The 19,758-nt window shown below is 54.6% G+C and carries 20 protein-coding genes and 1 pseudogene; 7 read left to right on the top strand and 14 right to left on the bottom strand.

Annotated features, from left to right (window positions below; all coding sequences use genetic code 11):
- Window positions 1-144: 144 nt before the first annotated feature.
- From ACNY69_RS20385 to eamB, 6 genes are all read left to right on the top strand, one after another.
- Window positions 145-924, top strand: a complete 780-nt coding sequence (locus ACNY69_RS20385; protein WP_113655295.1) for an SDR family NAD(P)-dependent oxidoreductase — start codon at window positions 145-147, stop codon at window positions 922-924.
- Window positions 925-1,010: 86 nt separating this feature from the next.
- Window positions 1,011-1,808 carry an oxidoreductase gene (locus ACNY69_RS20390; protein ID WP_418800085.1) on the top strand — a complete coding sequence of 266 codons (798 nt, stop codon included), beginning with the start codon at window positions 1,011-1,013 and terminating at the stop codon, window positions 1,806-1,808.
- Between the two features lie 152 nt (window positions 1,809-1,960).
- Window positions 1,961-2,968, top strand: a complete 1,008-nt coding sequence (locus tag ACNY69_RS20395) for an NADP-dependent oxidoreductase (RefSeq protein WP_418800088.1) — start codon at window positions 1,961-1,963, stop codon at window positions 2,966-2,968.
- A 156-nt stretch (window positions 2,969-3,124) separates the two neighbouring features.
- Window positions 3,125-3,712, top strand: coding sequence for a DUF2913 family protein (locus tag ACNY69_RS20400; RefSeq protein WP_418799901.1), 588 nt, complete (start codon window positions 3,125-3,127; stop codon window positions 3,710-3,712).
- A gap of 398 nt (window positions 3,713-4,110) precedes the next feature.
- Window positions 4,111-4,350 carry a hypothetical protein gene (locus ACNY69_RS20405; RefSeq protein WP_418799903.1) on the top strand — a complete coding sequence of 80 codons (240 nt, stop codon included), beginning with the start codon at window positions 4,111-4,113 and terminating at the stop codon, window positions 4,348-4,350.
- A 312-nt stretch (window positions 4,351-4,662) separates the two neighbouring features.
- Window positions 4,663-5,250, top strand: a complete 588-nt coding sequence (gene eamB / locus ACNY69_RS20410) for a cysteine/O-acetylserine transporter (RefSeq protein ID WP_418799906.1) — start codon at window positions 4,663-4,665, stop codon at window positions 5,248-5,250.
- Window positions 5,251-5,434: 184 nt separating this feature from the next.
- Here the strand turns inward: eamB and ACNY69_RS20415 are convergent, their stop codons facing one another.
- The 5 genes and pseudogenes from ACNY69_RS20415 to ACNY69_RS20430 form a co-directional block, all read right to left on the bottom strand.
- Entirely contained in the window at window positions 5,435-7,555 is a 2,121-nt protein-coding gene (locus tag ACNY69_RS20415) for a tyrosine-type recombinase/integrase (RefSeq protein WP_418799909.1), read from the bottom strand.
- Entirely contained in the window at window positions 7,548-8,333 is a 786-nt protein-coding gene (locus ACNY69_RS20420) for a tyrosine-type recombinase/integrase (protein ID WP_472826298.1), read from the bottom strand. The genes ACNY69_RS20415 and ACNY69_RS20420 overlap by 8 nt, the downstream gene beginning before the upstream one ends.
- Window positions 8,334-8,342: 9 nt before the next feature.
- Window positions 8,343-8,540 (bottom strand): hypothetical protein, encoded by a 198-nt coding sequence (locus ACNY69_RS21690; protein WP_472826297.1) that lies wholly within the window; start codon window positions 8,538-8,540, stop codon window positions 8,343-8,345.
- Between the two features lie 73 nt (window positions 8,541-8,613).
- Window positions 8,614-8,841, bottom strand: a pseudogene (locus tag ACNY69_RS20425) (Y-family DNA polymerase); the annotation flags it as partial.
- Window positions 8,842-8,843: 2 nt separating this feature from the next.
- Window positions 8,844-9,221 (bottom strand): S24/S26 family peptidase, encoded by a 378-nt coding sequence (locus ACNY69_RS20430; protein ID WP_418799912.1) that lies wholly within the window; start codon window positions 9,219-9,221, stop codon window positions 8,844-8,846.
- 138 nt (window positions 9,222-9,359) lie between these two features.
- Between ACNY69_RS20430 and ACNY69_RS20435 the strand changes: the two genes are divergently transcribed.
- Entirely contained in the window at window positions 9,360-10,040 is a 681-nt protein-coding gene (locus tag ACNY69_RS20435) for an SOS response-associated peptidase family protein (protein WP_418799914.1), read from the top strand.
- On the opposite strand, the gene ACNY69_RS20440 is transcribed toward ACNY69_RS20435, so the two are convergent.
- From ACNY69_RS20440 to ACNY69_RS20480, 9 genes are all read right to left on the bottom strand, one after another.
- Entirely contained in the window at window positions 10,037-10,813 is a 777-nt protein-coding gene (locus ACNY69_RS20440) for a DUF6685 family protein (protein ID WP_418799916.1), read from the bottom strand. The two genes, ACNY69_RS20435 and ACNY69_RS20440, sit on opposite strands and share 4 nt — an antisense overlap.
- Before the next feature lie 1,119 nt (window positions 10,814-11,932).
- Entirely contained in the window at window positions 11,933-12,799 is an 867-nt protein-coding gene (gene repA, locus ACNY69_RS20445) for a plasmid replication initiator RepA (protein ID WP_418799919.1), read from the bottom strand.
- Entirely contained in the window at window positions 12,792-12,863 is a 72-nt protein-coding gene (tap, locus tag ACNY69_RS20450) for a RepA leader peptide Tap (RefSeq protein ID WP_107320606.1), read from the bottom strand. Before tap ends, repA (ACNY69_RS20445) begins: the two co-directional genes overlap by 8 nt.
- A 237-nt stretch (window positions 12,864-13,100) precedes the next feature.
- Entirely contained in the window at window positions 13,101-13,337 is a 237-nt protein-coding gene (gene repA, locus ACNY69_RS20455; RefSeq protein ID WP_128085380.1) for a replication regulatory protein RepA, read from the bottom strand.
- Window positions 13,338-13,480: 143 nt separating this feature from the next.
- Window positions 13,481-14,014 carry a phospholipase D family nuclease gene (locus tag ACNY69_RS20460; protein ID WP_418799922.1) on the bottom strand — a complete coding sequence of 178 codons (534 nt, stop codon included), beginning with the start codon at window positions 14,012-14,014 and terminating at the stop codon, window positions 13,481-13,483.
- Window positions 14,015-14,090: 76 nt separating this feature from the next.
- Entirely contained in the window at window positions 14,091-14,627 is a 537-nt protein-coding gene (locus ACNY69_RS20465) for a hypothetical protein (protein ID WP_418799925.1), read from the bottom strand.
- 530 nt (window positions 14,628-15,157) lie between these two features.
- Entirely contained in the window at window positions 15,158-17,353 is a 2,196-nt protein-coding gene (gene trbC / locus ACNY69_RS20470; RefSeq protein WP_418799928.1) for an F-type conjugative transfer protein TrbC, read from the bottom strand.
- Complete coding sequence (locus ACNY69_RS20475; protein ID WP_418799931.1) at window positions 17,340-18,464, bottom strand: thioredoxin fold domain-containing protein; 1,125 nt, start codon at window positions 18,462-18,464, stop codon at window positions 17,340-17,342. The genes trbC and ACNY69_RS20475 overlap by 14 nt, the downstream gene beginning before the upstream one ends.
- A 15-nt stretch (window positions 18,465-18,479) precedes the next feature.
- Window positions 18,480-19,694, bottom strand: a complete 1,215-nt coding sequence (locus ACNY69_RS20480) for a secretion/conjugation apparatus DotM-related subunit (protein ID WP_418799933.1) — start codon at window positions 19,692-19,694, stop codon at window positions 18,480-18,482.
- Window positions 19,695-19,758: the final 64 nt, after the last annotated feature.

The raw sequence follows: 19,758 nt of genomic DNA on the forward strand, positions 1-19,758 counted from the left end.
CAAACCGATTGACATTTTAGATTTCGAGCGTAATCTTTGCTGCAGCCCGGTGCGGTTGAGTTCTCTCATCGGATTGGGGCACGAAAAGCGCGATAAGCGCGGGCCAGTAAATGATGCAAAAACCGTTCAGGGGAACAAAAAGAGATGACCAGACCAGACGCTGTTCTTATTACGGGAGCCTCAAGCGGAATAGGTGCCCTCTATGCCGATCGATTTGCCCGTCGCGGGCATGACCTCGTCATTGCGGCACGGGATGACGTAAGACTTCATGCGCTGGCTGGACGCCTGCGTCAGGAAACGGGGGTGGCGGTAGACGTCATCAAAACAGATCTCACGCAGCCCGATGACATCGCCGCGATTGAGAACCGACTGCGCGATGACAGTCGTATCGGCACCCTGATCAATAACGCCGGTATTGCTCAGTCGGGCAGCTTTATCGATCAGACTGCAGAGAGCATCGAACGACTGATTTCTCTGAACATCACGGCACTCACGCGGCTGGCGGCGGCTGTTGCGCCACGTTTTGCTGCTTCCGGCCAGGGCAATATCGTCAACATTGGTTCGGTTGTGGGCATGGCGCCTGAGTTTGGTGCTTCAGTTTATGGCGCAACGAAAGCTTTCGTTCTTTTTCTGTCGCAGGGACTGCAGCACGAATTTTCAGCGCAGGGTGTGTATATCCAGGCTGTCATCCCTGCTGCAACGCGTACAGAGATCTGGGAACGCGCCGGGCTGGATATCCACTCTCTGTCAGAAGTGATGGATGCGCAGGAACTTGTTGACGCTGCGATGGTGGGTTTTGACCGGCGCGAAGGGATAACCATTCCGCCACTCCGCCATGCCGCACACTGGACTTCTCTTGATCATGCGCGTCAGCAGCTGCTGGGTGATCTTCATCAGTCATATGCTGCAGAGCGTTATAAGTGACGAATGTCATTGCGCATTCAAACGCGAAAAAGCCCGCGCTGAAAACGTCAGTCAATACAGAGGAGATGCCTGTGAGCAGTAAAAAAATGGTCGCCCTGGTAACCGGCGCGTCGTCCGGAATAGGTAAGGCTACCGCAGAGAAGCTGTCGGCGGCGGGTTACAGGGTCTATGGCACAAGCCGGCGCGCAATCGCTGCTGACGGGTGTCTCTTTTCCCCGGTGGTGCTTGATGTCACAGATGATCTGTCAGTCATGCGGGCAGTAGACACGGTGATGCAGGCTGAAGGACGCATTGACCTGCTGGTCAACAATGCCGGTTCTGGCCTGGGTGCGGGTGCGGCAGAGGAGAGTTCGGTTGAACAGGTCAGGGCACTTTTCGAAACCAATCTGTTCGGTGCGGTAAGGGTCACCAACGCGGTTCTGCCGGTGATGCGGCTTCAGGGCGGCGGACGCATCCTGAACATAGGGTCGGGACTGGGCATTATTCCTGCGCCTTTTAACGCACATTATGCTGCAACCAAGCATGCTCTTGAAGGGTATTCAGAATCGCTTGACCATGAGGTACGCGGATTCGGGATACGCGTTCTGGTGATTCAGCCAGGCGTGACGCAGACGTCATTTGACGCCAGCGTAACGCCTGCAGACAGGCTCATCCCGGAATATGAGCGGAGCCGTCAGAAATACCTCGTCGCATTTCATCACGCGATGTCGTCTGCGGATAAAGCCGGCGAGGTGGCTGATACGGTGCTGATTGCCGCAAAAGAGAGAAGCCCGCGTCTGCAATATCCCTCAGGAAAGGTGGCGCGTCAGGGCGCATTTGCCAGGCGTTTCCTTCCGCGGGCTCTGTTCGACCGCATTCTGCACAAACAGTTTGGGCTCGGATAGTCACCGGCTGACGGTCAGGGTGACGGTGCGGTACAGCATTCTCAGAATCAGGGCTGACTCGTTTTTCCCTGCGTATGACATTCACCCCCGGCTGACTTACCCAAAAAACTTCAATAGCAGCCTTAACGCCTGAAAACACCGGAACACTGATGATGAAAGCTCTTACATTTAAACGCTATGGCAAATCTCCCGACATTGGATTCTCGGACGTGCCACTGCCAGCGATCCGCCCTGATGAATTACTGGTTGAGGTCTATGCCGCCGGACTGAATCCGATTGACAACATGATCCCGACGGGAATGTTTAAGCCCGTACTGCGTTTCACGCTTCCGGCCACGATGGGCAGTGATCTGTCCGGCGTGGTGCGTCAGGTGGGCAGCAGGGTGACGCGTTTTAAACCGGGTGACGCGGTTTTTGCCAGCCTTTTTGACCTCGGGGCAGGTTCTCTCGCTGAATTTGCTGCGGTGCCTGAAGACGCGGCTGCACTCAAACCGTCAAATCTGGACTTCGTTCAGGCGGCATCGATTCCTATGGTGGGCCTGACATCCTGGCAGGCGCTGAAGGTCCGGGCCCGCGTCAGGCCAGGGCATAAGGTCTTTATTCCTGCGGGTGCGGGGGGGATTGGCTCTTTTGCCATACAGCTCGCGAAGCAGCTTGGCGCCAGAGTCGGGACGACAACCAGTACCGGTAATGTCCCGCTTGTCAAAAGCCTGGGCGCGGATGAGGTGATTGATTATAAAAAGCAGGATTTTGAAAAAGTCCTGAGCAACTATGATGTGGTCCTCGGCACCTTACGCGGGGGAGAAACTGAAAAATCGGTTAACATTCTCAGGAAGGGCGGCCAGATAATTTCACTTACGGGCCCGCTTGATGCCGCCTTTGCCGCCTCACGGCACATGAACGTGTTCATGAAGTTTCTGTTCAGCATGATGAGCCGAAAGATCAGACGTCTTGCAGGTCGTCACGGCGTTGCTTACTCCTTTTTATTTGTGCGCCCGGACGGCAGGCAGTTATCAGAAATCGGCCAGCTGCTGGCCTCTCAGAAGATCAGGCCGGTAATTGATAAGACATTCCCGTTCAGTCAGGCCCCGGACGCGCTTAAGTATCTTGCTGAGGGGCGCGCGAAGGGCAAAGTCGTCGTCCGGATAAAATCTGAATAAAAGTCAGATTATTGATAATTCTGACCGCTTTTCATCGTAATGAAGATACTGGCGGTCAGCTTATTCCGGAACCGGTCAAAATGACCTTACAGCAGTATGGGAAAAGGTCTCAGAAAAAAATGTATTATTCAGCGGTAATTTCATTTCAGGCCATTTATGACTGCATCTGACACAGATATTGCACACTTCGCATGGTGCGGACTTATTGCCCTGGGTCTGGCGAGAAGTGATGGCGTGGTTAAATCCACCATTCAGGAAAATATCTTTCTCTGCAGATGGCTGGCGGCGGCACGGAAGAAACGCCTCTTCTGCCGGGAACTGGCCGAAGATATTAACTGGCTGCTGAATGAGGGCCAGACGCAGGGGGAGCGGGCAAATCTTTCCGGCAAGCTGGCGTATCTCTGGCGTGCAAACAGGGGAAACCTGCTGGAAGAGGATGATTTATTTCGCATCCGGCATGCCTTACACGCCATGTCACTCACTGGCATTCGATCCGGAATCCTGAACGACCAACAGTGGCATTCATGCATAAAAACTGGCACAAAAACATCGGTATTTTTCATTAAAGAAACCGATTTAGCAGAATGCTTTGGTGAGGACGGTGTGCAGCTCAAACCTCTGATCGCGATTGTTACGGCCAGTATTACCGCTACAGATGCACTGTTGTCCCGTTCAGGCTGGGTGCTGAAAACTAAAGACACATCCCGGTGTCTGTACGCTCTGCACTCCAGCGTATTCCGGTAAAGCTGAACACAGTATTATGATCCGCCCGAAAATTTTTTGCTGTGATGGTGACAGACGCTTTGGTAAGCAACCGGATGCTGTTCACCTGCCTGACTGAAGCGATACACGAAAAAAAAACCGCCCTGCAGGCGGTCAAAGAGAATTTTTGTGGCTTTTATTTTTGTCGCTATCAGTCGGAGCCGCCTATAACTGAGCTTAATGATAAAAGGTATCCACGGAATAACAAGCGTAAGCGGTAAACTTAACCTTCAGCCAGCAGGAATGCCGTTATCAGCAGCCCCGTTACTGAAATATAAAATTAAAGCTTTTCCGGAACTCCGGAATACAAAAGCCTTGTCTCAATTTTATCTATCCCCGCGCTGATTTCAGGCAGCGCGTCCACGACCGGCAGGTATAATATGTACAAAGAAGAAGTCAGTCTTTTCCATACAGTAATGGGTGAAGCCGTTATGCTGTTGCTTAATGAGAATAGCCCCGTCACCTGCGATCAGTTGCTTCTCAAGCTGCACGCCTTTCTTCCGTTTGCCAATGAAGCCGCGCGTAGTAATGCTATACATGCCGCGGTCAGAAGCGTTCAGGTGGCTATTCTGCAGGACGCATGCAGAATTCCGTCGCAGGATATTTCCTGTCTGCACTGATCCAATACTGCAGATTCATACCGATCCACCTGAAGACTGACCCGGCGGCAGAACCCTGTCTGTAATCCGGCCGAAAACGCCTCGTCCCCGGCAGTCTTTCACTCCATAGCGCTGGAACATGCGCGGAATGACGTTAAACCCATGATCTGTATTAGGCATACGATAACTGTGAAAATTGAGCATTCCGGGAAATCGTGTAACGGGTAGCCGTGGAAAGTTAATGCCCGCGAGTAATAAATATGCAACAGGATGTCTAATTTTTTTCGTCAGCGAATTACAGAATAAAATCAGACTCAACTAGAGGTAATACTGATGCCACACGAAGTAATAAGTGCTTTTATGACCTACACACTCATTACAGCGCTTACACCAGGACCCAACAATATTCTTATACTGAATTCGGTAAACGGAAACGGCATAAAGCGCAGCCTGCCCGTGCTGACAGGAATGGGGGCAGGTTTTCTGATGGTCATGGTACTGTGTGGTATCTTCGCACTGACACTGGTTAAGGTACTGCCGGCAGTGACCGAATGGCTGGCATGGGCGGGTGCAGCGTATATTCTCTGGCTGGCGTTACGGATTGCGACCAGCACCTCTGATGATGTAACCGGAAGCCAGAATGTTATGGGATTCTGGAGCAGTTTCTGGCTGCAGTTTGCAAATGTAAAAATAATCCTTTATGCCATTACCGCTCTTTCTGCGTTTGTACTGCCGTACACACACGAATCTTCAGTGATATTTATGGTCAGCCTTATTCTGGCCATAATCGGCAATATTGGTCACATGACATGGGCTCTGGCGGGGCATCTTTTTCAGCGCGTTTTTTACAGGCACACCCGGCTGATTAACTCTCTTCTTGCTCTTTTTCTCATATACAGCGCATTGAGGATGTTGATATAGCCGATATATGCTTAGGCACACAGTATTTAAAACGGAGGCCTCAGCCTGCCAGGCTGAACATCCGGCATATTTTTTGGTGCTACGGCGTGCGGTTTGGTTAAGGATTCGGTGATTAAGATTATCCGCAGCGATTAACACAGCAGCAATATCTGCTTCTGGCACAAACAAAAATCGGACCGTTTTATCATTCGGGTTTAAGGGATAATCTTTTAAGAGCCTGTTCAATTTTCTCTGCATCCTGTTCAACGATGGATCTCTCATCGGGTGTGAGCGGAACGTCCTCAAGGTAACGTCTGACAGAGGCTTTGCTTTCCAGTACCAGCCCGCGCGCGCTCTCCTTCAGCAGGTTAAAATCGCAGCCGATGCAGGCCATCCGATGCTGACAGCTGCTCCAGAAGGGGTTCGTACAATATGAGTCACCCAGATCATAGTACGTCGCGGGGCCGGTCAGACTCGCGGCTTCCGGATCATGGTCAATCAGCACGCTTATCATGTGGGTGACCCTGTCTGCTTTTACGAACGATGCTGCCAGCTGAGTCGGGCGGATGCGGATATAATGCATTGTCGACTGTGCGGATGAGTGACCTGACCACTGCATCAGCTCATATAAAGACATACCCCCGGCAACACTTGCCAGTGCTGTAACGGCAGAAGCACGACCACGATGGCTTGTAATGGGACCACGTGAATCTTCTGCAGACATTCCAGCTCTGGCGCAGAGAAGCGGAATGACAGTGAGGTTTACTATATTTCTTCCCACCGGTTTACCCCGGTTCTGAAACAGATAACGAACTTTTTCACCGGTGCGTTCATCCGTAAGTGCTGCCTGCTCCTGAGGTCGCTCACTGAGCCAGATATCGACATATTTTTTCACAACAGACGAGACCGGCTTTACAAAAGCTTTAGACGTTTTGCCGGCCGGCACGCTGAGATAGCACAGGGTGCCGGCCGGGATAGCGCTGCCGTTTTCCTGCAGAATGTCATCCGCCTGCGGAGTAACGCAGCTGATTGTCAGGCGCATCAGTTCGTTCTGTCGCAGCCCGGCATGTGTCCAGATAACCGCCATAGCCTGAAGCATAGTCAGGGGATAATGAATTTCGCTCAGCAGATCTTCCTGACGCAGATTCAGGCTTGCCCAGACCAGTTTCAGCCAGACCGGATCATCAATGACACGGGGACTCACGCCCTGACGAAACAGCGGTGTATCCGGCGTGGTCAGATGACGGTCCGGACTGAACTTTAACCGGCCCCATCCCCAGCTTTCATAATCAAGCATAAAACGGCGAACGGCATAAACAAACCGGCTGCGGGAATTCGGCATCAGGGGCTCTCCTGAGCGGTTTGAACGCCGGCCCCCCTTAACTGTGTCCAGTGACAGCCCGTCCACTTTCAGTCTGCCGACCATTGCAATAAAGCTGGCACAGGTTTCCATTGTCCAGTCAGACGGCTCGCATATTTCCGGCTTTTCCCGGGCAAGCCACAGGCCGCAGCGGAGAATAAAACTGTACTGAGTTTCTCTGGAGCGGGGACGGAGTACCGACGTTTCCCGCCACTTCCGGCACCACCGGGCCCAGTCAGGCGCGATACCTTCTGTTGGCTTTTCATGCCATTCCTGATAATTACGCATTCTCAGGGGGCTTTTTATAATTCCCATAGCAGCAAGCGCATAGGATATTTTTCCTGTCACTCTTGCGATCCCCCGGTCGTGGCAGTTCTGCCCCCGCCACAACAGCTCTGTCGTGAATGTTTCAAGACGTGGATCGTTGTTCATCAGCATCAGAACACCCAGCATACCTGACAGGTTGTGTTTCTGATTCTGCCCGGCATATCCCAGTGAGATCAGAACGTCTGTCAGCCGGTTAAGTTCATGACTGACAATACTCCGGCCATAGATAGCACTGGCATACAGCGATGGGGCACCGTGCACTGGCAGGCTTAGCGCAGAGGGAAACGGGCCGAGATGAAAGGCAAAGGCGACAAGCAAAGGCCTGCCGGAACTGTGCTGCTGACAGAGCGTTAACCACCTTTTCTGCGTCCACATCCAGCAGGGTTGCCCCGCCCGGTGCGTTTCTGCCAGAACGGCAAGGATGATAATTCTGACCAGCCTGGCACTGATACGGCTGCGCGAAGCTATGTCCTGCAGGGGCAACAGCAAAAACGGCAGAGAACCTGGTTGATCGAGCGCAGCTGACCGCCGGTAGCATGTGCGTATTGCGTCTCTTTCATCAGGGCTTAACGCATCACTCAGTTGATAATCTGTGCGTTTAAAGGGCACATAAGTCACTCTGGCCGTTTCTTCATTCATCAGAAAAGCTCCCACGAAAAATAAGCCCGGCAACCTTTCTGTCGGTTTCAGCCACGGCTGCGGTTATCCGGCCAGCCAGGTCGGAACCTGACAGATGAATATAAATCTGAGTGGTACGCGGATCCCTGTGTCCTGCATAAGTCGCCAGCTCATGCAGCTTCCAGCCGGCCCGTGCCAGATGGGTCAGACGAAGATGGCGAAAAGTATGGGTTGTAATGTGTGGAAGCCCGGCATCCAGAGCCCATCTGCGTACGGTTTTACTCCAGTTCCACACAGAAAGAGGCGCACCATAATTACGATCAGAAAATGAGCAGAACAACGCACCCTGTTTCAGGCCGGCCTGCTTCAGCTGCCGGAGATGGTTTGCCAGTACCGGCGTCACGTCCGGGCCATAACATACAACCCTTTCCCGCCGGCTTTTCGTTGTTTCTGCGCGAATGCGGATCAGGCGATGAGCAGGGTCAATATCCTCAAGCGTAAGGGCTGTGACCTCTGCCCGGCGAAGTGCACCAAAATAAGCAAGCGCAAGCATCAGCCGGTCGCGCAGAGAGGCATCTGAAACATGTTTCAGAAATCGCAGCCATTGCTCATTGTCAGGTATTACGGGTAATCGGGTAATACGCGGGACCAATCCCCGACCGGTATAGATGGCCCCGGGTAAACCCGCACGCGGTAGCGGATTGAAACTGCATATATCCTGATAAACCAGAAAATCATACCAGAGACGGATCGCCGACAGGCGCAGCTGGAGCGTGGCGCTGGCCGCAGGTAAAAGCATGCCGGGCAGCTAGGGGCTGATGTAGGCGGCCAGGTCTTCAAACCGGACCTTTTCAGGTTCGATACTGTTCTGGCTGCAGAACGAAAAATAATGGTGTAGGGCACTGCGGTAGGCTGTGAGCGTTGCTGGCGCACGCCCCAGGTCGGACAGCAGTTTCAGCCAGCTCTCTGCCAGTAACAGGACGTGGTCATCCGGCGGGATCAGCATTGCGTTCACCTTTGTCAGCAGTTTCGCTGTTCAAAGTTTACTCAGCCAATGTTGCATTCCACTTAACTTACTACAGCTCGTAATTCGAACTGAATACATGCACGCCGTTCTGCCTGAAAAATCGCTCGTTCTGAAACAGCGGCGCCGCCATCTTTATCCCCAGGCGCTTTGCCTCCGCCGAACGCGCGATCACACAGCCATCATTGTTAGAAACAACGACAATCGGTTTACCTCGCAAATCGGGCCTGAACACAGTTTCGCACGAGGCATAGAAGTTATTGGCATCGGCCAGCGCAAACATGCCTATTCTCCTGCAGATCCATTAAATCCTACGCCGGCTACGTCAGTGAGGGCATAGGCAACCACACCCCATATGGGCAATGCCTGACTTATATCAAGCAGCGTTACAGTTTCGTCCGCATCCAGCGCCTGCAGGGCAGGAACCGGATTAAGCAGCAGACGCCTTAACGTCAGCTCCCCGTCAAGCTCAGCCACGATAAGCTGACCGTGCGCGGGTATCAGCGCGCGATCGATGGCCAGCACGGACCCTTTAACAATACCGGCATCGGGAAAATTACTGTCGCTGCGCATCAGATAGGTTGAGTAAGGGGAAAGATGCGCAAGATCGCCCAGATTAAGGCGCGTTTCAGTGTAGTTCTGGGCCGGACTCTGAAAGGCCATGCAAACACTCCATTCTTTACAGCTTTTCAGCCTTTTAGGGTGAACCAGATAACGACCTAGTGTCCGTCGCGCGGGCGCATTTAATACTCCTGATATCAGTATACGTCGCTATCCTTACATCAACAGCAGGAGGTAACTATGTGTGGAAGATTTGCGCAGTACAGCAGCCGCGATGATTATTTTGATGCACTCGGCCTGACACCGGATGAAATCACATTTGATCCGGAACCTATCGGGCGCTTTAACGTAGCACCAGGCACTAAAGTACTCCTTCTAAACGAACAGGAAGATTCGCTGCGCCTCGATCCTGTGTACTGGGGCTACGGACCGGAATGGTGGGATAAGCAGCCACTTATCAACGCGCGCGGTGAGACGGCTGCGAGCGGCCGCATGTTTAAGCCTCTCTGGAATCATGGCCGCGCTATCGTGCCTGCTGACGGATGGTTCGAATGGCAGAAAGAAAGTGGTGAGAAGCAGCCATTCTTCATCTTTCACAAAAAAAAGGAACCGCTTTTCTTCGCCGCAATCGGCAGGCAGCCGTACGGTCAGGATCACAGTAAAGAGGGATTCGTGATTGTCACCTCAGCCAGTAATCAGGGCATGATCGACATACATGACAGGCGGCCGCTGGTGATTACGCCTGATGCCGTTCGTGAATGGCTCAGCAATGAAACCTCTCCAGCGCGTGCAGAAGAAATTGCTCATGACGCAGCCGTTCCGGAAAAAGCATTTACCTGGCATCCCGTCAGCAAAAAAGTAGGCAATATACATAACCAGGGAAAAGAACTGGTTGAGGCTGAAGTGGACAGTGATGTTTAGTCGAAATGGTTTTCTTCTATACAGTCGTTTATTGTCCCTTCCAGAACGCGGCCTAAATCTGGAAATCCAGCCTTTAAAAGACCAGTCGCAGCCCGTTCAGCCTTAGGGTCGTGCCGGTCTAACCATACCACGTTCAGTCCTTTGTTAACGCCGTGGTAATAGTGAAGGTTATCCGGCATTTCTGACAGTCCGAACGGACATTTGTCCCCTTTCATTGCATCCATGAATGTGGAATAAGCGGCAGAAAAGGGTATCAGCACGAGGTGCCAGCGACTACTGAGTAAGGTTGCTCCGCGCTTACTGAGGGTGTACCTCGACAGCCTGCCCTTAAGCGGCCAGTTTATTCCGAGCTGCAGTGCGATATGACGTGCTGCGGACAAATGATGTGAGCCATCATCATTGTTCCAGTAAAGGCCTCTGCCAGTCCAGGAAAAAGCGCTGAATGTCATATCATCAAGTTTAACTGAGGGATACGTTATCATTTCCCTCATTCTGGATTCAGTAACCGGCTTGATGTAATCAGGACAGAACATCTGAGCAAACGTCTCCATGTCTTTTGCGGAGGAAACTTTTTTTTTCGATGAACTCATTCCGATCACGTCGGTGAGATTGCACCTGTGATTTACAAGCGTTTCTTCCTGAACAAGGCTGCTGACCTCCCCAACAGCCAGCTGGACTTTTTCCGTACTTCCGGAAGACTGAAAACGGAAATATTCAATGCAGCCAGTTTTACCGAAGTTGCTGATATCAAGCCATTCATCCCATCTGACCACTGACGTCAGGCAGGCTGAACGTGGGACAGGCACTAATGGCTGCGGAACAAGTTTTCCGCTCCAGATGGCCCGCTTTAGAGCGATGGGGCCGAAACTGATTTTCTCAATGATATTCCGTACCAGTTTGTAATCTCCTAACAGTTTTAGATGCGCGACAGCGCATGAAGGCGCCAGCTGATGTTAGCCAGGGTAAAGTGGCCACATGGCGCCGGTAGCCCGGCGTAGCCGGTTCCGGTTTGATAGGTTCTGCCTAACCATACCTCTGCCCTGCAAAGCCAAACCCGCTTTTAGTCGCACAGGAGCCATTTTGCGCGGTCGGAGTGGTCACGGCAAGGCGTAGCCGCAGTCGGGGCGTATCTCCGCGTTAGCGGGCCGTAAGGGCCGCTTACGAGTGTGTTCTCGTTGCTAAAAGCAGAACTACTGACAGCGATTTTGATTCTAGTTACATCATCCATCTATAAAAGCGACTCCATCCCGGCCTTTGGCCGGGGCGGCGGCGCTTTTCAGGGTGGGTACCCCTCGATGCTGATATGTGCACTGTGATCGTGATGTAATGTGATTAGTTTGTTGTAACTATGGAGACTGCCCGGCGCTTGCGACGGGTGCTACCCCTGACGCGAAGCGTCCTATCCGAACCGGCGCGGACGTTAGTCCGCAGCAAGGGCGGACATTATTCATCTGTCCACAGGACGGATGCTGACTGGGTTTTATCTTTAAAGGTAAGTAATAACTTCTTTTTAAGAGAAAGGAGATCGGGTTTTTAAAAGGATCATCGCGGTTTGTAAAAAGGTCGAATAGTGGTTAACGCGATATCCGGGCAGAAGATAAATCACATACCCTCTCGTGGTTAATGTGGATAACTCAGGATTACAGATTGCGGACCTGCTCGCAGGTAAATTGTGTGCGCCGGGTCTCGTTTCTGAATTACCAGTAAGGGACTGTTGTGATTAATGTTTGTGCAATTTACTTTGTCCAGGCGTGCCTGGGCCTCCGGCGTCAACCGGATAACATAAAGGGAGGACGGAAATGCATAGGTACCGGCTCCTGAAGCCGGATTGCGGGCAGGGGTCATCCGGCGCGGTGCGCCAGTAGTCTTAGATGGAGGGCGTCAGAGACGCGTCAGGTTGTGACCAGCAGGTCATTACCGAGGCGAGCGTAATGTCCGCGTGAGAGCTTCATCCGCTCTGTGACGCGGCGCTCTATTTCCATGCGGACCGCATCCAGGCTGCCAAAGAAACGGCCATTACGGATTTCTTTCTGCAGCTGCAGGCGAACCAGCTGCTCAATGTCCTTACGGGTACGCGGTGCGTCTTTGCGTGCGCGGTGACGCTTCATGCCATGCTCACGCCGTGACTTCTGATACTCCCGGAAGCGCTCACGAACGAATGACCAGGCGGCGCCGATGAGCTCACCGGCGTCGGCGCGTGGTAAGCCCTTCTTTTCGCGCTGACGGTTTTCCCACTCGATGCGGCTACGACGTGCGGCCGCAACAGCTTCCTCGGAGACGTCCAGTACCTGCCACATCAGCGGCGTAAAGGTGATGTCCGTAGGGATATTGCAGCCAATTTCTTTATCGTATTCGGTGTTATAAGTGAGGAGCTTCAGCTGGGCCATAAACTGTACAGCACCGGTAAAACGGGTGATTGAAAGGCGTTTCTTCTCGGTGGCAAGCCCGCAGCGGATACTCATCGTAGTGAGTGAGGCGCCTACGCGATTGGCCAGCGGGTTGAAATAATGGCAGAGCGCCTGAAGCGAGGCTTCCAGTGCACGCATACGCAATTCCGGGGGACGGCGTTTACGCTCCCCCCGAGCTATAGACATAGCAACCAGCGACTGGAACTCCATGCGCTGGGTGAAGCCTGCCGCTTTCTCGCGGATTTTTTCGCAGAACGGCAGTGTTTTCTTTCCGTTCTCTGGAATAAATTCCGGATTAGGATTTTTTACCTGCCGGTAAAATGAGTTGTTTTCAGTAAGTTGCTTATTCACGCCTTCCTGCGCTTATGTTGCACAGAAGGAGTAAGCACCGAGGGTATTGCAGTTTTTCGGGCATGAAACTATACTCCCCGCATAGAGCAACAGCTTCTATGCAGATTCAGTGAGCCCCGTTAGTCTTCTCCTAGGTCGCCAAACTCAAGGAAGATTATCGGGGTTTTCTTTTTTCTGGCCTTCACTAATCAGTCAACGCCAGGCTTTTGCCACCTTTCGGCGTGGCAAACCAGGAACTTAATTGCGAGCTAATGTATCACCACGGGTTTGCACAATCAATTTCCGTGAATAGTCACCTTCATTAATCGCTACTTTTGTTGCCTTCAATTAATCGTTCAATTGCTTCTGCCTGCGTCAATCCAGACTCTCTGCAGATTTCATCCAGCTTTTGCTTGGTGCTGTTATGAATAAACACGTTCAATGGAGAATGTGTTTCACGCTTACGCGCAACGGAACGCATTTTACGCTCTCTGGGGCTCAGAGGCGCTGGGCGGGAAGGTTTTACCTCAGATTGAGTACGGCTTTCAGTCTGCGGCATACGGGCCTCCAGCATTTCTAATACGAATTTGCTGAGAATACTACATATCCCCCAAATCAGCGACTTAACTTTAAAACGGCAGGACGACTGCGTTGGCGCGCAGACAGGCAGGCCGGAAAGGTGATTAATCGTGCAGGCAGGGCTCAGTAAGAAGAGTGCCAGTCTGTTCCCCCCTCCCAGCGTGACTGCCAGTGCGCCAGGTAAGTCTGCGCCAGTGCCGGAACTTCCCGCACGACCAGCGCATTCTCGGAATTTGATTCAGCTGCGCTGCGTGAATAGTTAAATGAGCCGAGCTCCACGTTCTGTCCGTCGGTGATGATCACCTTGTCATGCATGATCTTGTACTGGCCATTGGTACGCAGAGGAATGCCGGCGTTGACCACCACATTCATCGCCGCCTGGCTGGCTTTATTGCGGTTACCTTTTTCATCAACAACCACTCTGACGTCCACGCCGCGTCGTTTTGCCGCGACGAGAGACTTCACCACTTCCGGGGAGGTAAAGCTGTAGCCCATCAGGCGGATGCTCTCATGAGCATCATCCAGTGTGCGCAGGACCAGCTGCTGCGCACTGCCTTCGGGCGAAAATCCGGCATCGATGGAGGGAGCAGCAACGGCCGCGCCGGTGGATAAGGTCAGCCACAACGCGGTGGCCACGATTCGCGGGTTCAGTTTCATTTCGGTTCCTTGTTAATCCGGACTTTAAGGTGAGCGTAAAAGTCATAATTCAGGTGGGTTGTGTGGGGTAAAGCTCTCAGCCAAGCAGCCATGCGCTGGCGCTCAGGTGCGTGGGTTTTTCTGACGTTTCGCTGATGAGCACGTCACCGTATCCGCCGTAATTAGAGACTGCATAACTGGCAACATTTCTCGCTATATTCATGGCCGGCAGTATGGCCACCTGCCGGCCGGTATCGAGCTCAGTAATCCTGAAGTGGCCATTTCCGGTAACCTCCTCTGGCACATAAACACGTGCGTCAACAGCGTTGCTGCGGTGGGGGACGAGTTGATACCTGATCCCCTCAAAGCAGGTACTGCCGGTGCAGATTTCATCATCATCTTCATCCTCCATCTGCCAGGCACCAGACTCATAGTCAACGGCCCAGATCCATTCACGCTCATCAACCTGCAGGGCCAGCTGCTCAACGCTGGCGGCTAATAGCCCGCAGCTGATATCCAGTGCCGTGCGGACGCTGTAGCCCGCACGGACAAATTCAATACCTGTGAACGAAATTTCATTACGTTCACTTTCCGTAAGATGACCACGGATTCTCTGAGCCGCCGCAATGGCCATCAGGCGCCCCTCCATGCAGGCCAGCGCATGAAGATGCCGCCAGCCCTTAACATATTCCACGTCCCTGCCGGGCAGGCAGCGATCATCCCCGGTACTGAGTCCGGTTGTCATAATTTGCTCCTTACAGAGGTATGCGGCGCAGAGAGCGCACGCAGTTACATCAGAGAAAAACCGAAGGTGGATTTTTACAGAGAAGGTAAAAAAAAGAGGGCCCCGGAGGGCCCTGCTAAACAGCTTAATTCAGGGGAAAGTATGTCGGTATCGTGTTATGTCACCGGTATGCCGGCTGATACAGGGCATCGGTCAGCGCTGGCTGAACCTTAGTTGTAAGGGCACCTTGTGACGTCAGCCGTGCCCGGATTTGTGCTCATGACGCGCGACGTCGCGCTCTGCGTCCTAAACGTCCGACAGCCGCGAAGTCAGAAACGCCGCGCTGACGGAAGGATTACGGCATGGACGCAGGTAGCGCAGCCGTAGTGCGATAAGGCCGATAAGGCGTTTCACCCGACACCGTCGTTTCCTCCTCTTCATCAGTCAGCTGCTGACGCCGTCTTTACGGGCGCCTGCGGCACGTAATTCTGTGAGGCGTTTTCAATCGCCTCACGTGAAACGCTCATCAGGCGGGGTTCACGCAGGCGGACCTTATAACCTCTGCCCCTTACGGGCAGGCTTTCCAGTACCATACGCCAGAGTACCGAAGAGCGCACCGCTGCTGACGGGGGGCGCTTCCAGCTGTACTCACATTCGAGATCAAACTCACAGACTGCGGCCAGCGCCGGATCGGTCAGCACCAGTTTATCCGTATGCTGCGCCCCCGGCGGTGCGTCCAGCACCTGCAGGATATGCTGTACCCGGTCGGCCCGCACGTAACTGCGGCGCCGGCGGTACGGCATCGCAGCCAGCAGGCGAGCTTCAGAAGGCGGACTGACCTCCATAAAGCGGTTAATTCGCACCGCTTCATTCGTGAACTTGTCAGCGTCAGCGATGTAAAGCGAACTGCCGCGAACCACCTGCCCCCTGAACAGGGTCACGTTTTCACCTTCCTGCAAAGCCTGAACTTCTTCCACGTCGACCTTTTTCTTTTCGCTCACCTGCAGGCGCGGGTCGTCGCTCAGGCCGCTGCCGAGGATGCTGCCCTGCTGTACCAGCGCGCTCATATGCGCGCGGTATTCGGTGCCGGCCATCAGCTGCAGGATTTCCAGCGTATCTTTCGGATCCATGATTTTGCCGGTTATACGTACGCCCATGTTGGCAATCAGGGTCCACACCGCGTCGCCCGCCGCCGTCTTCAGGCGCTGCACCTCCTGCCCCGCGAGCAACAGGCAGTAGCCCAGCGAGCGGATCTGCGTGGCCAGCTCGCCCAGCTTTTCGCTGTAGCCTGCACCCACCTCATCGATTATCCAGAGCAGCGGAAAGCGGTCCTTAAACTTCCGCACCTTCATGTTATCTCCCGGGCGCCCTTCCAGCTTCTCGCCGAGGTCCTGACTCAGAATCATGGCCAGCTGTGACTGGTAAAGACGGCCCAGCGTGCTGCTTTCCGCAGCGGACAGTTCCAGCGCCGGCACCAGCACAATCAGGATGCGGTCGTTATGCACCACGTCGCGCAGATCGATATCGCCTGCGTCGCGCGCAAATACATGTCCATAGGTGTCATTAAACAGACTCAGCATGCGCGTATACTGCTGCATCAAATAGCCATGCTGACGATTCGCCTCAGGGTCCCATTCTGAAGGCGTGTTCACCTTGCTCAGGTCAAAGCCGGCCAGTGTGGTCAGATAGTTCTCAAGCGCAACGCGGATTTCCTCATGCCACTGCTCCTCAACAGCCTGTACATAGAGCTCCGCAATTTTGCGTAACGGCAGGTGCGACTGGATGGTCCGCTGCGACATGGTCGTACCCTCGCGGCGGCTCTTATAAACCAGTGCAGTCACCAGCGCCTGATTCATAGAGCGGGCCTTTTCCTGCCAGTCTCCGCCACTGCCGCCAGTTTTCGGCAGCATGGAATCCATCAGGTTGATGGTGTAAGTCTCCTGCGCTATACCAAAAACACTGGTGGTGTTCGTCTGCGGCCGCCCCTTCATGTCTTCCAGCAATTCCTGCGCACGCGAGCGCCCGCCGGTGATGAAATTCATCAGGCGCAGATCGTCTTCACGCCCGAACCGGCGGGCCATAGACATCATGGCGAGCGCCACGTCGTTCTGCGCTTTATGGTCAGAAAAGATAACCCCTTTACCCCAGCACAGCGCGTTGAACACCCATCCCAGCAGTGTTTCCGTCTTACCGGCGCCGGTGGTGCCGAACATCAGTACATGACGGGTCAGGTCGTCCATGGAGAGCCACAGCTCGCGGCCAGCATCCCTGCCGCGCAGGTAGCCGGCGTAAAGGATACCTGCTGCCCTGCCGGTATGAATGCGCACGGTGGCCACCGGCAGGAAGCCCAGCACCTTCGCCGGCACCTTACGCTCGGTGGAGGGGTCATCCCGGTTCATGTCCGCCGGCATGCGCATCGGCATCTTCCAGCGGCCGGCGGGCCCCACGACCAGTGCCCAGAACATCAGCAGCGGCAGGCTCAGCACCAGCGTGGCGGGCCAGACGATGCCCGCGACGACGGCAGCCAGCATCCCCCAGGCGAGCGTCCCGGTCTCACTCAGCACGTCAATAAGCCACGAACGTCCTGCATGCCGGTTAACGCGTGCACTGTCGATCACTGACTTATTGTCCGTCATGGCCACCTCCGTTTAAAAAATCCGTGAGTGCTGCCGGTGAGCTCAGCACGCTCTGCGGCACGTAACGACCGTCGTCAGAAATCGTCCACGGGGTGCCTGGCAGGCGGTAAGCCCGGAAAGCCACCTCGTTGACGCCAATAGCCCCACGCGCCGTTTCGGCCTGATTTTCGTCTGAGACAGCAGGTGATACCGCTGTACTTCCCGGCACGCCCACACCCGTATCGGCGGCGAACAGCCGCTTCCAGGCGGCAGGACGTTCGGCCTCCGGCAGTGCCATCACCGGGGTCAGCGTTTTCAGTGAATCCTCGCGCCCTTCAATCGTTACCGGGAATATCACCACGTTGACGGTGCCGGCCGCGGTTTCAATGTGGCGCTCCATACGCTGGCAGTTGGGGCAGGCCGGGTCAGCAAAGACATAAATCGTGCGCGCATGGCCGGATGACAGGGGTACGGTAAACAGCCCGCGTGACGCCGCCTTACTGAGCCGGGCGGGCAACTCTGCGCGCACGCTCACAGGAAGGCTCCAGCCGTCGGCAGGAACTGAAGCCGGCGTCTGCTCTGATGTCCCGGTCGGGGAATCAGTGCGCATACCCGGAGCTGGCATTCTCGGCACACCGGCTGGCTCAGTCGGTGTGAAACGGGCAATTCCGGTTTCCGGATGAAACACTGGATGGGCATCCACTGTAGTCAGCAGATGCGTGGATGAGGATGTGTAAGCGTCATATGCGAATGAGGCACCGACAACCAGTATTGCGGCCAGAAACGCCGATGCGATGCCATGACCGTAATCTCGCAGGATCCGTCTGATGCTAAATTTACTTTCTACAGTGGTCAGAAGGTCAGTAATGCAGCGCAGCAGCTGCGCGGCATCCTCACCCCTGTAAAGCGGAGTCAGCGCGTCGTGCGCGTTCTGTGCATAGAGTCCGTCACCGTGCACCACGAACCAGGGCGTCTGCCTTACCGGAATGACAAAAATCGGCGCGGATGCCTCGATGCTGATAAAAGGCTTTTCATCCGACTTTGCCTCATCCTGAGTAACGTAGCGGCGCGCACTCAGCAGGCCGCCTGCAATTTCGGCCACAAAAAGGCCTTCCCGGCGTAAAACAGTCATGGTGTGCTCCTTATCTCAGCGCGCATCGGCGCCGTCAGAAAATTCATCTTCGCCCTCTCCGGGCAGGTAAAGTGCGTCAGGGAATGGCATATCCCGCTGCGGCTTTTTGCGTTTAAGCCGCACGTCTCGCGGATACACCAGGCCCAGCGACTCAAGTTCAGACTGCAGCCCGTCCACGGCCTCGCCGGTCATCAGCGGCGGACGCTGCAGCCCAAGCCTGACGGCCATCTGCTCCGCGCGCGCCTGCGCTACGATGCCCGCACCTTCTACGAAAACCTTTGCGGTGTCGGCAGTATGTAGCCCGTACCACAGGGTGCGATCACAGCCCTTAAGCCAGCGGAACCGGGCAGGCGGCAGGCGGAGGTCCCGGCCATAGAGTCCGGCCAGCGCGGACCGTACCGTACCGTGCGTCTCCAACCACTCACTCACGCCGGGACTTTCCAGCACGCGCACCACGTGCTTTTCAGCAATCTGCCAGTCGGGCACGCTCCGGAACTCAGGGGGTCGGAACAGGCGGCGGGTCATACACGAACGGTTCAGGTCGTCCAGTAGCGTGGTGGCAGCCTTACGGTCATCGGCAAAAACCTGCAGGCCAAAGACGGCCAGCAGCGCCTGCTCGTGCGGCTGCCACTGGTTCGGCGTGGTCATTGACGGGCCTGTCTGCGCATCAAACAGGGCAGCCGCAGCGTCGCGATCAAGTACGCGGCGCTTAATCAGCCCGTTCTGCTCCGCAAACTCCTCGGGCTTCAGCGCCCATGCGTTTTCCGAGGTGGTATCGTTCATGAGCCCGTCCCCGCGGTGTCCGGAGAGAACGGGAATTACTGACGGGGCGAAGGTGGCCATCACGCGGGGCAGCGTGTGAATGTCGATTGCTCGCCGGCTGCGAAAACCCAGCGCAGGGTGACGCGCCAGCGCCCAGCCGGTCACGGAGACCAGCGGCACCATAGGCACAAACAGAATGCTGGCAGTAAGGTTCATGACATCGCGCCATTGGCTGAGTCCGACTGATTCGGCACCATTACCGGTCGCAGCCAGCAGATTTATGCGTTCGGCGGCGTAGCGGTGAATGTGCGGGAAGTCAGCAAAGCGCCACATCCAGTAAAGGAACCAGCAGCTCCAGCGCACAAAGTCGGCAAAAAAGAGCCAGCAGACCAGGAGCACAACACAACAGGTGAGCATCACCATAGCCGGCTCGTTACTGCCGGTGGCGTTCGGGTTATAGGATTGCATAGGAAAGTTTCCGGAACGGAGACGGGAGCAGACTGCCCGCCGGACTGCAGATAAGAAAACACCG

The organism is Pantoea graminicola (genome assembly GCF_048452665.1).
In the GTDB taxonomy this organism is placed as follows: Bacteria; Pseudomonadota; Gammaproteobacteria; order Enterobacterales; family Enterobacteriaceae; genus Pantoea.